The sequence below is a fragment of the Streptomyces kryoterrae genome (assembly GCF_054072135.1).
Map to the genome: position 1 here is coordinate 1,874,657 of NZ_CM133358.1, position 13,040 is coordinate 1,887,696.

Genomic DNA, 13,040 nt, shown 5'->3' on the forward strand with positions numbered 1-13,040 from the left:
AGGCAGCGTGCCCAGCCCGTCCAGACGTACCGTTCTCGCCACCGGATCCGCCCTGGGCGGGGGGCTGATCGCCCAGGGTCTTCCCGCACAGGCGCGGGCGGCCGACGACCGCGAACACCCGACCGACGACCCCTGGCGTACCGTCCTCGACGACGCCGACCTCGTCTGGCAGCGGATGCCGACCACCTGGTACGAAGGCCCTTACCTGGGCAACGGCTTCCTCGGCTCCGGCATCTACGCCGAGCCCGGCGCGCCCACCACGGCCGTCCGTTTCAATGTCCAGCACTCCGAAGTGCAGGACCACAGGCCCGAGTTCGGCTCCCTCTTCGGGCTGGCACGGCTGCCCCTCGGGCACTTCACGCTGGAGCCGGTCGGCACGATCACCGGTCTCGACTGGCGGCTCGGTCTGCGCGACGCCGAACTCACCGGGACGCTGACCACCGACCGGGGCACCCTCGCCCTGCGCGCCCTGGTGCACAACGACCGCTCCGTTCTCGCCGTCGAGGTCACCCCGAGCGAGGGTGAACGCGGCTTCCGGTGGGTGTTCCATCCGGCCGACGCGATCAGCCCGCGCGCCGCCTTCAAACCGCTGCCGGACGGTTACCAGGGCAACGCGCCCGCCCAGGTGGAGGAACACGACGGCATCCGGGCAGCCGTACAGCCGCTGCTCGCGGGCGGCGAGCACGTGACGGCGTGGCGGGAGCGCGGCCGGGGTACGAGCCGCACGCTGTACGTACATGTGGCGCACTCGTATCCGGGGCGCACGGCACTCGGCCGGGCGCTCAAGGAGGTGCGCGGAGTCTCCCGACTCCCCTACTCGACCCTTGCGTCGACCCACCGGGCCTGGTGGCACGCCTACTACCGCAAGAGTTTCCTCTCCCTCCCCGACGCCCGTATCCAGCGCTTCTACTGGATCCAGCTGTACAAGACGGCGTCCGCCGCCCGCCGGGACGCGCCCGTGATGGCCACCTGCGGCCCCTGGCTGGAGTCCACTCCCTGGCCCAACACCTGGTGGAACCTCAACGTGCAGCTGGAGTACTGGTTGATCCACGGCTCCAACCACCTCGAACTCGACGCTGTGACACGGGCGTTGAGCGAGTTCCGGGACAACCTGGCCAAGGAGACCGCGCAGCCGTACCGCACCGACTCGCTCGGCATCCCGCGTACCACCGACCCCCACCTCGTCAACGGCGCCGCGGGCACCCTGACCGGCTACGGCGTGGGCATCCCCGGCCAGGAGCCACCGACTCCCGAGGTGGGCAACCTGACCTGGGCCCTCCACAACGTCTGGCTCAGCTACCGCCACACCATGGACGAGCGGATCCTGCGGGACGTCCTGTACCCGCTCCTCCGCAAGGCGATCAACTACTACCTGCACTTCCTGGAGCCGGGCCCGGACGGGAGGTTGCACCTGCCGGCCACCTTCTCCCCGGAGTACGGCGGCAACTCCCGCGACTGCAACTACGACCTGATGCTGCTCACCTGGGGCTGCCGAACGCTCCTCGAATCCGCCGAACTGCTGCACATCAAGGACGAGTTGGCCCCGCGCTGGCGCGAGGTGCTCGCGCGGCGGGTGGTGTATCCGACCGACGTCAACGGCTTCATGATCGGTGCGGACATCCCCTTCGCGAAGTCCCACCGCCACTACTCGCATCTGCTCGCGGTCTACCCGCTGTACGAGCTGACCGGCCGCACACCGGACGAACGGGCCCTGATCGAACGGTCGTTGGCACACTGGGTGGGCTTCGAGGGCGCCCTTCAGGGCTATACGTTCACCGGCGCCGCCTCCATGTCGGCCCTGCTGGGCAAGGGCGAGGACGCGCTCGGCTACCTGGGTCAGCTGATGTCCCGTTTCATCCAGCCCAACACCATGTACAAGGAGTCGGGCCCGGTCATCGAGACGCCTCTCTCGGCCGCCCAGTCCCTGCACGACATGGTCTGCCAGTCCTGGGGCGGGATCATCCGCGTCTTCCCGGCGCTGCCGGCCTCGTGGGCGGACCTCACGGTGCACGACTTCCGTACCCAGGGTGCGTTCCTCCTGAGCGCGGTGCGGGAGGACGGTGTCACCCGCTGGGTACGGCTGGTCAGCGAGGCGGGCGCACCCTGCGTCGTACGGCACGGCATCGCGGGCCGGGTCGACGTTCGGGACGGACGGGGCCGCACCCTGAGGTACCGGGACCTCGGCGAGGGTGCGATCGAACTCGCCCTGCGGAAGGGTGAGTCGGCGATCGTCACGGCCCGGGGCGACCGGCCGGACCTGACGATCGCGCCGGTCCGGCCGAACGCGCAGGCGCCGCGCTGGGGCCTGCCGCTGCTCACGGACGCCTGACGGCTCACAGGCTCCTGAGGTCCGCCAGGTTGATCAGGTCGGCCATGGCCCGCATGCCGGCGTCGTTGAAGTGGAGGTGGTCGCCGGTGTCGTAGGCGGCGCGCATCCGGTGCGGGAACGCCGGGTCGCGGACAGCGGCGTCGAAGTCGACGACCGCGTCGAAGATGCCGTCGGCGCGGATGAGGGTGTTCACCTCCCGGCGTACGGATTCGCGGCCCTCGCTCCACCTGCCGTGGCCGCCGTACGGCGTGATGGTGGCGCCGATGACGCGGATGCCGCGCGCGTGGGCGCGGCTCACGAGTGACTTGTAGGCCTCCACGAAGGCGCGCGGGACGGTCTGTTCGGGGGTGCCGTTGATGTCGTTGATGCCCTCGAACACGATCAGCGCGCGTACTCCGGTCCGGGAGAGGACGTCGGCGTCGAAGCGGGTCAGGGCGCGCGGGCCGACGCCGTCCAGGAGGACGCGGTTGCCGGAGATCCCCGCGTTGAGCACGCCGAGACGGCGGTTCGGGGGCAGTGCGGCGAGCCGGTCGGCCAGGCGGTCGGGCCAGCGGCGGTCGGTGTCGGAGGTCGTGCCGCCGCCGTCGGTGAGGGAGTCCCCGAGCGCGACCACACTGCCGGCGGCGGGTGCGTCGAGGACGTCCACGCCGGTGACGTAGTACCAGGAGCTGAGGGTCTTGGTGTAGGCGTCGCCGTCCTCCACGGCGGCCGAATCACCGCTCGGGGCAAGGAAGTTGGTCTGCTTGGCCGTGCGGTGGTAGGTCGCCGGGCCGGAGTCCCCGGGCGTGTGGACGGTGACGAGCAGGTTGGTGTCGGCCGGCACGGCGAGCTGCACGGCGTCGGTGACCCGGTCCTCGCCCGCCGGGATCGTCACCGTGGAGGCGCCCGCGAAGGTGGCCGTACGCATCGAGCCGGGGACGGCGTCCGGGCTCTTCGGTTCGCCGGGTTCCTGGAGGGCGACGGTGACGGCGCCGAGGCGGAGGGGCTGGGTGCCGAGCCGGTTGGTCAGGCGGACGCGCAGTGCGCTGCCGCCGACGCTGACGTGCAGGACGTTGCGGTAGGAGGCGCCGGGCCTGGCCGCGACGGTTCCGGAGGCGGCGGCCTCCCAGGTCCCGGTCCAGACGCGGGGAACGGGGGTTTCCCGGACGGGCGAAGGGGAGAGGGTGAGAGTGGGAAGCGGAGGCGGTGCGGGGGTGCTCCCCGTGTCGGCTCTCGCTGCGGGCGGGGCGAGCGCCAGAGCGGTCACCAGGGCCGCGAGGGTGTGCCGAACCATGATCGCGCGGGTCATGTGCGCATGGTTCCCCGAGCGGTCAGCCGCGCCAACGCAATGTCACACCCATGGCGGCACGCACGTATGTTCGCACGTACACCCGCGTTTCCGCTGCGCCCGCCGGGGCCGCCGTGTTTGGCTTCCGGCATGACCGAATTCAGCGCGGCCGAGCGTGCCTATCTCCGGAGCCAGCGGCTGGGACGGCTCGCCACCGTCGACCCGCACGGGCAGCCGCAGGCGAACCCCGTCGGCTTCTTCCCGCAGGACGACGGGACGATCCTGATCGGCGGTTACTCGATGGGAACCAGCAAGAAATGGCGCAACCTGGAGAAGAACCCGAAGGTGGCGCTGGTCGTCGACGACGTGGTGAGCGTGACCCCCTGGAAGGTGCGCGGCGTCGACATCCGGGGCGAGGCCGAACTCCTCACGGGCCCGCACGAGTTGGGTCCCCACTTCAGCGAGGAGGTGATCCGCGTCCATCCGAGGCGCATCCACAGCTGGGGCCTGGAGGAGGACTGAGGGCTGCCGCCGTCACGGGGTCGGCAGGGCGCCCTCCAGACCGAGCAGGTGGCGCTTGCGGTCGAGGCCGCCCGCGTATCCCGTGAGGGAGCCGTCCGCGCCGATCACCCGGTGGCAGGGCCGCAGCACGAGCAGCGGATTGGCGCCGATCGCCCCACCGACGGCCCGTACGGCGGCCCTTGGGGCCCCGATGCGCGCGGCGATCCGCCCGTACGTGGTGGTCTCCCCGTACGGCACCGAGTCGAGGGCGTCCCAGACCCGCTGCCGGAACTCCGTCCCGGTGCTTCGCAACTCCAGCCGGAACTCGGTGAGTTCACCGGCGAAGTAGGCGGCAAGCTGTGCTTCTGCCGCCCGGAAGGGCCCGGGATCCTGCCGCCAGCCCTCCTCGGCGCCCCGCACGCTCCGGCCGCCCTTCTGGCCGGGCACGGAGAGCGAGGTCAGGGCACCCGACTCGTCGGCGGTGAGGAGGAGTTGGCCGACCGGGCTGTCGAGGACGGTCCAGTGGACGGTCACCGAAGCGGTCGCGGAAACAGCGGGGTGTGTCGTCATGATGTGTGCTCCCACTCGCCTGCGGCGATGAGGTGATGGAGGGCGTACGAGCGCCAGGGGCGCCAGGTGTCGGGCACGTCCACGCCGGGCGGCGCGACGTCGGGGTCGCCGAGGGCAGGATCCCGGACGACGGCGACGGTACGGGCGTCGAGTCCCGGCAGGGCGCGCAGTGCGCGGCGGGCTTCGTCGCGGAGGGCGCTCGGGGTCGCCGCGTACACGGTTCGGATCGTGTCGTCGAACTGGCGCACGCCGGCGAACCCGCAGGCGAACGCGGTCTCCGTGACCGGCAGCGCGGTGGTCCGCAGGAGCACGCGCGCGGTGGGCGCCCGCTGGGCCCGGGTGAGGGCGACGGGGCCCGCCCCCAGCTCCGCGGTGAAGCCGGCGCTGCACCTGCCGGGCGCTGTATCCGAGCCGTACGGCGAGCCGGCGACGCCTTCCCGGTCCACGGCCCCGTCGCCGATCAGCCGCATCGCCCTCCCCACGACGTCCGCACGCACGTCCCATTCGGCGGAGCCGGGAACCGCGTCCGGGCGGCAGGTCTCGACGGCGAAGCAGAACTCACCGTCGAACCGGGAGTCCCTGCTGCGCACGGCTGCGTACCTGGTGTCTTGGTCGGTCACGTTGCCCAGTTTGCGGCACGGGGGGAGGTTGCCGCTGGCGGCTATCGGACATCACGTTTCCCACCCGCCCACTCATATCCAGCCCCTTGGGGGTCCCCCCTCTGGGGGAGTATTGAGGACGAGGCCCCTTCAGGGCCGATGCGGGGGTCTGGGGGCGGCAGCCCCCAGCGGGCGGCGGGGGCGGCACAACCCCCGCGTACCCCCGGCAGCGTTACCGCTGGCGCCCCCGCTTCGCCTCCATCGCCGCTTTCCCCTCCGCCCCCTTCTTCTTCCAGTCCTTCCGGATCTCCGCCCGCAACCGCGCGTCGGTCTTGGCGACGATGTACTGGTTCTCCCGCAGCAGCTTGCGGTAGCTGTCGAGCCGCCGCTGGGCGAGCACCCCCGAGTCGAGCGCCTCCAGCACCGCGCACCCGGGCTCCGCCGTGTGGGCGCAGTCCAGGAAGCGGCACCCGGCGGCCAGTTCCTCGATCTCGGCGAAGACCTGCCCGACGCCGGTGCCCGCGTCCCAGAGGCCGACGCCGCGCAGCCCCGGTGTGTCGATCAGAACGCCCCCGCCGGGCAGGGCGAGCAGATTGCGGGTGGTCGTGGTGTGCCGGCCCTTGCCGTCGGCGTCACGGGTGGCCTGGACCTCCATGACGTCCACGCCGAGGAGCGCGTTCGCGAGAGTCGACTTGCCCGCACCGGACTGCCCGAGCAGCACGGCCGTACCGTCGGCGACGACGGCCGCGAGGACGTCGACGCCGTCCCCGCTGGTGGAGCTGACGGTGAGCACCGGCACCCCGGGGGCCGCGGCCTCCACGTCCTGGACGAGATACGAGAGGGTCGTCGCGTCCGGTACGAGGTCGGCCTTGGTGAGCACCACGACAGGCTGCGCACCCGATTCCCAGGCCAGCGCCAGGAACCGTTCGACGCGGCCGAGGTCGAGTTCCACGGCCAGCGACACGGCGACGATGGCGTGGTCGACGTTGGCCGCGAGGATCTGGCCCTCGGAGCGCTTGGAGGAGGTGGACCGTACGAACGCGCTCCGGCGCGGCAGATACGTACGGACGTAACGGGGGTCGCCGGCCGGTTCGACCACGGCCCAGTCGCCCGTGCACACGACCCGCAGCGGGTCGTGCGGGGTGACGAACGCGGTGTCGGCGCGCAGCACCCCGTCGGCGGTGGCGACGTCGCACTGGCCTCGGTCGACCCGCACGACACGGCCGGGCAGAAGACCCTGCTCGGCATAGGGGGCGAACTCGGCCTCCCAGCCCGCATCCCAGCCATACGGCAGGAGCGGATGCGGGGAAGGGAATGACGAGGACGAACCCAGGAGAGATGAGAAAGACAAGGGGTGACCCTTCACAAGGGTGGCCCCGGCACCGCGCTCACGGGCGCGGGATCAAAGACTTGAGGTCAGCCGGAGGCCACAGAAGTGGACTTGATGAACTTCCGGATGCGGGCAGCGCCCATCTCAACGACAGCCATCGGTCACACCTCCCGAGCAAAGTCACCCACGGCAACCGTAGGTTGCCGCTCGAACACCACCGACCCTAGAGGTATCCGGGGCCGCGGCGCCATCGAATTACGGCGCACCCGCGGTGGGCAGGCTCGCACCGAGTCGAGCCTGCCCACCGCGGGTGCGGCGGCTGGTCGAACCGGCCGTCGCCGGAGGCCGCCGTGCGGTCGCCGAGCCCACCCGCAGCGGCGATCTCGGCCACGACGCGGCTTCCCTGCGCCGTACGGGATTCCGCACCGCCGCCGACCTGGCCGCGGCACTCACCGCGGCGGCCGACCGCCGCACCCGTGATGTCTTCGGCCGGCTCGACGAAGCCGACCCCGACCACTCCGCGTCGGCCTGGCTCGCCGCGGCAGTCCACCTGGCGAGCACCGAACGGGTTCTGGTCCAGGCCACCTGGCAGGCTCGCCAGGAAGCGACCGTGTATGCGGGGAGGGGCCAGGGCTACGCGGGCATGACGCCTTGAATCCGGGAGAGGGTGAAGACACGTTCGTCGTCGCGCAGGTGACACCAGGCGTACAGGTAGGGCGGGTCGTAATCGATCTCGCTGAGGGTGCGCACGGTGCGGCTGCCCGACGCGGCGACGTACTCGATGGTCACGGCCCGGCCCTCGTCGATGGCGTGGGCCAGTTGACGGACGTCGGCGAAGGACAGCAGGTGCGCGTACCCGGCGATGATTTCCTCGGTGTCGGTGCCGAAGGGGACTCCGTTGCCCGGATCAGGATCCGGTGCGAAGGTCGGTGCGGCCCGCAGCCTGACGGCCAGCGCGCTCACGTCGACGGCGGCCGGGGACCGCTTCGCCTGTGCGCCCGAGCCGCCGGGCAGACGTGGGTGCGGCACCGGGGCGGCGGCACGGTGGCTCGGGGGCTGTTCGACCCGTACCGTCCCGTCGGCGGTCTCGGCGACCGGGGCATAGCCCGCGGCCCGTAGCGCGGCGAGGGTCTTGTCGAGCGGGGTCCGGCTGATGAGAACCGTTGGTGCCAGTTGCCGTAGGCCGAGTCCGACGAGCTTTCGGTGGACGGCGAGTTCGGCGAGGAGGGCGGGTTCCGCCCCGTGGATCACGCAGGCCGCGGACGTGACGCGTATACGGCCGTGGCTGCGCGCGGTGTCGTGGATCAGGTACGACAGCGGCTGTGGGAGGGAACCGACGGCGACGGCTGCCAGGTCGGCCGTGATCGCGTCGGCTGTACGGCCGGAGTCCAGGGCGCGGCGGATGGTGCCCGGAGTGAACCGCCACACCGACGCCGTGCCTCCGGCTTCCCGGTCCGCGACGGTGTCCAGCAGGTCCGCGAGGTGGGCGGAGGGCGTGCCGGTGACGACGACCGTGAGGTCGGCGCCGAAGCGGGCGGCCCTGGTGGCGGTCGGAAGCAGGCGCTGACAGGCCGCGGCCAGGGCTTTCGTGTCGTCGGCCCGCACGGCGGCACCGATGCGGGACAGGGCGCCGCGGGCGATGACTCCGAGCAGTTCGGCTTCGCGGACCAGCGTCTCGAACGGCGTTGTGTCCTGCGGGAGTTGATGGGCGAGCGGGCGGTACCAGGCGACCAGCGGCCCCAGTTCCGCGGCGCTCTTCGCCGCCTGGCCCGCCGGGAGGTGCGCTGCGGCACTGAGGAGTCCGTCCCGCGCCTGCGCACAGCTTTCGCACGGCGATGTTCCGGCAAGTGCGGCCAGTGCCTTGCCGTCCTCGTCGCGAGCCTGGGACGGGGTCGACGGCAGCGTCCGCCACGCCTGGAGCAGGACCGTGAACTGCTCCGCCGGTTCTCGCCGCGCCCAGGCGTCGTAGCCGTCCGTCGCCACGACCTGAGCACCGTCCCGGGCCAACAGCCCGGCGGCGTACGCCGTTTCCAGGACGAGGCGTACGACGATGTCGTCGCACCGCGCCGCCTTGGCGACCCGGGACAGCTCACGCGCTCCGACGCCACCGGACTTCAACCGGGCCGGCGGAGCGGCGGAGCACACCGTCAGGACCGACGCGGCGTGGGCGGCGAACGCCGTGGCCGAGGCAGCTGCCTCCCGGTCCACGTCCGCCTGTGTGAGGGGCATGCAACGCACTTCGGGCGGGGCCGGCGCGAACGGGGCGCGCCAGTCGCCCCCGCGCAGCGCGAGCGTCACCTCGGCGGGCATACGGGCAGGTCCGTAACCGTGCCGGTCCTGTACCAGCAGTCCCCGCTCAAGCGCCCAGCGCGCTTCCGGCCCGGAGTCGGGCCGTACGACCCCGAGGACGACGAACTCCGCCTGCGCGTCGGGGAGTCCGGTCTCGTCACCCGCGCGCCGCTCAAGCAGTTCCCGGGTGGCCGCGGGTGCGCCCGCCACCAGCGCGGCAACGCGCTCCGGATCACTGTGGTGGGCCACCAGAGCCGTCAGCCGCTGCTGTTTGGTGCCGGCCGGTGACCGGACGCCCAGGGCCGCCAGCATCCGGCGCAGTTCCTCGGAGGTCGTGTCCGCCAGCAGTTCGACCAGCGGTGCGTCCAGTCCCAACGGCGAGTCCCACGCCTGCCGCAACGGCGCCGCCAAGCGCAACAGCCCCTCACCGTCCGGCCAGACCAGCGCATGATCGGCCAGCGCTCCGAGGGCCATGTCCAGGCCCCGAGCACCCTCGCCTCCGCTCGCGCCCAGCAGATCCGCCAGTGCGGTGCGTGAAGCCGGCCCCAGCGCCGCCAGCGCCTCGGCCACCTGCAGGTGCGGCAGCGCGAGCCGGGGCAGCACGAGCGCCACCGACGCCGGGCGCTGAAGACGGTCCGTCAGTTCGCCGAGCGACCGTGGTTCGGGTGGCGCCACGGAATCCGCGCGAGCCGCGAGAACCCGCTCCAACTGCCGGGATTCGAGACCGCTCAGCCATACGGCCAGTGTTGATCCGCCGGGCTTGGCGATGGGACACCTCACGAGAACGAGCACCGATGGCTTCCGGACCGCGACCGGTCCTGCCAAGGACACCACCAGGATGACGCATCCCGGAGGACGGTCGCGTTCCGTGGCGAGAGAATCCCACTTCCGTGTACACCGTCGGCGGTGGCGGCGTCGCGCCCGCCGCGGTCGACGCGGCCTGTGACGGCCGTCGCAGAAAGCACTTTCGCCTCAAGCGCACCTCCGCTCTCGACACCACCCCGCATCCGGCTGAACAACTGGGGCCCCACCAGCCGTAACTGATCGTGTGGCGGTTGGGACCGCACCGAGCGAAGGAGCACACCATGAAGGCGACCGCGCAGATCGGCGTCACCGGCCTGGCGGTGATGGGCCGGAATCTGGCCCGGAACTTCGCCCGGCACGGTTACACCGTGGCTCTCCACAATCGGACCCCCGCCAGGACCAAGGCACTGGTCGAGGACTTCGGGCACGAGGGCGACTTCGTGCCGGCCGAGACGGCCGAGCAGTTCGTGGCGGCCCTGGAGCGCCCCCGGCGGCTCATGATCATGGTGCAGGCCGGGGCGGCCACCGATGCGGTGATCGACGAGTTCGCCGCGCTCCTGGAACCCGGCGACATGATCATCGACGGCGGCAACGCCCACTTCACCGACACTCGGCGCCGAGAACAGGCGCTGCGCGGGCTCGGTATCCACTTCGTCGGCGTGGGTGTCTCGGGCGGTGAGGAGGGCGCGCTGCACGGGCCGAGCATCATGCCCGGCGGCTCCGTGGCGTCGTATGCCGCGCTCGGGCCGATGTTCGAGACGATCAGCGCCAAGGTGGACGGCGAGCCCTGTGTCACCCATGTCGGCACGGACGGCGCCGGGCACTTCGTGAAGATGGTGCACAACGGCATCGAGTACGCCGACATGCAGCTGATCGGCGAGGCCTATCACCTGCTGCGGCAGGTCGGCGGGTACGAACCGGCGCGGATCGCCGAGGTCTTCCGCCAGTGGAACAAGGGGCGCCTCGACTCGTACCTGATGGAGATCACCGCCGAGGTGCTCGCCCACACCGACGCCGCCACCGGCAGACCCTTCGTGGACGTGGTGGCCGACGCCGCCGGGCAGAAGGGCACCGGCCGCTGGACCGTACGCACCGCCCTGGACCTCGGTTCCCCGGTCACCGCCATCGCCCAGGCCACCTTCGCCCGCGCCGCCTCGGGCCAGCGGGCCCTGCGCGCCGCCTATCGCGAGCTGCCCGGGGGCACCAGCTGGGACCTCACCGCGTACGAGGCGGAGCGGTTCGCCTGCCTGGTCGAGCACGCCCTGTACGCGTCGAAGCTGATCGCCTACGAGCAGGGCTGGAAGATGATCCTGGACGCGTCGGCGGAGTACGGCTGGGACATCGACCTCGGCGCGATAGCGAAGATCTGGCGCGGCGGCTGCATCGTGCGCGCCGCCTTCCTCGACCGGGTCCGTGCCGCGTACGAGGCCGATCCCCGCCGGGTCACCCTGCTCACCGAGGAGGGGTTCGCGGCCGAGATCGCCGACGCCCAGGTTCCCTGGCGCGAGGTCGTCGCCACGGCCGCCCGGCACGGTGTCCCGGTCCCGGCGTTCTCCGCCGCCCTGTCGTACTACGACACCCTGCGCGCCGAGCGGCTGCCCGCCGCCCTCACCCAGGGCCAGCGCGACTACTTCGGCGCTCACACCTACCGGCGTACCGACCGCGAGGGCCGCTTCCACACCCTCTGGGAGCGGGCCGACCGGAGCGAGACCGAGGTGATCTGACCTCGGGCCGGCCACTCCCGCGGCGGTGTCGCCGCGGGAGTGGCCGGCCCGGGTGCATGGGTGCTCAGCTCGTGCAGCTGCTGCCGTTCAGCGTGAAGTCGAACGGGGCCTCGTTCTTGCCCTGCCAGCTGGCGAGGAAGCCGAAGGAGACCGTGCCGTCGGCCGCGACGGACCTGTTGTAGTCGGCGGCCGTGGCCGTGACACGGGCGCCGTCCTGGGAGAAGCCCGCGTCCCACATCTGGCCGATCTGCTGGCCGTTGCGGAAGCTCCAGGCGATGCGCCAGCCGTCGACGGCCGTCGCGGAGGTGACGCTGATGGTGGCCTGGAAGCCGTCGGGCCACTCGTTGACGAGGTCGTACTCGACCTCGCAGGACACCGGTGCGCTCTCGTCGGGGCTCGGCTTCGGCGTCTCGCCGCGCGCGGTGGCGACGGAGGTGCCCTGGGGCTCCGGGTCGGGCTTGTCGGCGGGTGCCGGGGACGACTCCGGCTCCGGGTCGTCCGACTGCCGGGGCACCGGGGACGGGGTGGAGCCCGCGGGAACGGTCAGGCCGGACGGCAGGACGGACGACGGGTCCATCACGGGCTTCCCGTCGGTCACACCCTTCGCGGAGGGGTCGTTGCCGGAGCCGTTGAAGGGCATCATCGAGACGGTGAGTGCCAGCCCGGAGACGATGACGGCGGCGACCAGGATCGCCGTACGGCCGATGCGCGGGCGGTACTCCCCGATGGTGAGACCGGTGTTGATGCCCGCTTCGGAGCGCCCGCCGAGCAGGCCGGCCTCGGCGGCGCGGCGGCGCCGTTCCAGGTAGGCGAGCCCGCCCCAGCCGATGACACCGCCGGCGAGCGCGGCGGACAGTCCGCTGATCCCGCCGTACAGCCGCAGGCAGGCGGCGGCCTCGGCGCACTCCACGCAGGTCGCGAGGTGCCGGGAGAGGTCCTCGGGCACCTCGGCGCCCTGTGAGCGGGTGACCGCGTCGAGCAGCCGGGCGAAGCGGCGGCAGTCGGGGCTCAGCGGGGTGTCGAGCAGGTTGCGCTGGCAGCGGTCCCTGAACAGGACGCGTACCTGGGCGAGTTCCTCGGCGGCGTTCACCGGGTCGAGGCCGAGCCGGCGGGCCACCTGGCCCAGCGGCAGTGCCTCCACCTCGGCCAGCCAGATCAGGGCGGCGTCCGGTTCCTGCATGTCGCGCAGGGCGCGCAGGGCGAGCGGGCGGCGCAGCGGCGGCCCCACGTACCGGGCGGCCTTGTCGGAGTTGAGCCACAGTCGCAGGTCGGGGTCGAGGTGGTTGCCGTGCCCGGTCTCCTCCCAGGACGCGGCGGTACTGCGAACCGCCGCCAGGAGCAGGGGTATCCAGGGCAGGCGGGGTATGCGGCGCCCGGTGTTGCGGGCCCCGAAGTCGGCGGCCCGGGCCGCGTGGATACCGTGCGTGAACGCCTCGGCGGCCAGTTCGGTGCCGGCGGACGAGCCGGACGTGCACAGGTCGGCGTACGAGAGGACCGCGTCCCAGCACTCGGAGAACAGCGCTGCTTCGGCGGCGTCCTGAGGGGTCGGCAGATCTGGCATATGGGGGGACTCCAGCATCAACGGCTTGCACACGCCAACGTCATGGTCAACTGACCCCACGAGAAG

General features: G+C 72.1%; 9 protein-coding genes and 1 pseudogene. 4 read left to right on the forward strand and 6 right to left on the reverse strand.

All coding sequences use genetic code 11. The annotated features are described in order from the left end of the window. The first annotated feature begins 7 nt into the window (after window positions 1-7). Window positions 8-2,329, forward strand: a complete 2,322-nt coding sequence (locus tag ACW4TU_RS07780; RefSeq protein ID WP_457425975.1) for a glycosyl hydrolase family 95 catalytic domain-containing protein — start codon at window positions 8-10, stop codon at window positions 2,327-2,329. Window positions 2,330-2,333: 4 nt separating this feature from the next. On the opposite strand, the gene ACW4TU_RS07785 is transcribed toward ACW4TU_RS07780, so the two are convergent. After that, window positions 2,334-3,617 carry an SGNH/GDSL hydrolase family protein gene (locus tag ACW4TU_RS07785; RefSeq protein ID WP_457425977.1) on the reverse strand — a complete coding sequence of 428 codons (1,284 nt, stop codon included), beginning with the start codon at window positions 3,615-3,617 and terminating at the stop codon, window positions 2,334-2,336. A gap of 129 nt (window positions 3,618-3,746) precedes the next feature. Here ACW4TU_RS07785 and ACW4TU_RS07790 point away from each other — a divergent pair, with 129 nt between their 5' ends. Further along, window positions 3,747-4,118, forward strand: coding sequence for a PPOX class F420-dependent oxidoreductase (locus tag ACW4TU_RS07790; RefSeq protein ID WP_457425979.1), 372 nt, complete (start codon window positions 3,747-3,749; stop codon window positions 4,116-4,118). A 12-nt stretch (window positions 4,119-4,130) separates the two neighbouring features. Here ACW4TU_RS07790 and ACW4TU_RS07795 read toward each other — a convergent pair whose 3' ends face one another. From ACW4TU_RS07795 to rsgA, 3 genes and pseudogenes are all read right to left on the reverse strand, one after another. Further along, on the reverse strand, window positions 4,131-4,667 hold the full coding sequence (locus ACW4TU_RS07795) for a methylated-DNA--[protein]-cysteine S-methyltransferase (protein WP_457425981.1): 537 nt from the start codon (window positions 4,665-4,667) through the stop codon (window positions 4,131-4,133). Window positions 4,668-4,828: 161 nt separating this feature from the next. Further along, a pseudogene (locus ACW4TU_RS07800) lies at window positions 4,829-5,287 on the reverse strand (helix-turn-helix domain-containing protein); the annotation flags it as partial. Window positions 5,288-5,498: 211 nt separating this feature from the next. After that, window positions 5,499-6,617: a ribosome small subunit-dependent GTPase A gene (rsgA, locus tag ACW4TU_RS07805; RefSeq protein ID WP_457425983.1), complete on the reverse strand. Its 1,119-nt coding sequence runs from the start codon at window positions 6,615-6,617 to the stop codon at window positions 5,499-5,501. A 289-nt stretch (window positions 6,618-6,906) separates the two neighbouring features. Here rsgA and ACW4TU_RS07810 point away from each other — a divergent pair, with 289 nt between their 5' ends. Beyond that, window positions 6,907-7,251, forward strand: coding sequence for a hypothetical protein (locus ACW4TU_RS07810; RefSeq protein ID WP_457425985.1), 345 nt, complete (start codon window positions 6,907-6,909; stop codon window positions 7,249-7,251). On the opposite strand, the gene ACW4TU_RS07815 is transcribed toward ACW4TU_RS07810, so the two are convergent. After that, entirely contained in the window at window positions 7,230-9,665 is a 2,436-nt protein-coding gene (locus ACW4TU_RS07815) for a helicase C-terminal domain-containing protein (RefSeq protein WP_457425987.1), read from the reverse strand. The two genes, ACW4TU_RS07810 and ACW4TU_RS07815, sit on opposite strands and share 22 nt — an antisense overlap. Before the next feature lie 305 nt (window positions 9,666-9,970). Here ACW4TU_RS07815 and gndA point away from each other — a divergent pair, with 305 nt between their 5' ends. Further along, window positions 9,971-11,413, forward strand: a complete 1,443-nt coding sequence (gene gndA / locus ACW4TU_RS07820; RefSeq protein WP_457425989.1) for an NADP-dependent phosphogluconate dehydrogenase — start codon at window positions 9,971-9,973, stop codon at window positions 11,411-11,413. A 64-nt stretch (window positions 11,414-11,477) separates the two neighbouring features. Here gndA and ACW4TU_RS07825 read toward each other — a convergent pair whose 3' ends face one another. After that, window positions 11,478-12,974 (reverse strand): cellulose binding domain-containing protein, encoded by a 1,497-nt coding sequence (locus tag ACW4TU_RS07825; protein ID WP_457425991.1) that lies wholly within the window; start codon window positions 12,972-12,974, stop codon window positions 11,478-11,480. Window positions 12,975-13,040 lie beyond the last annotated feature (66 nt).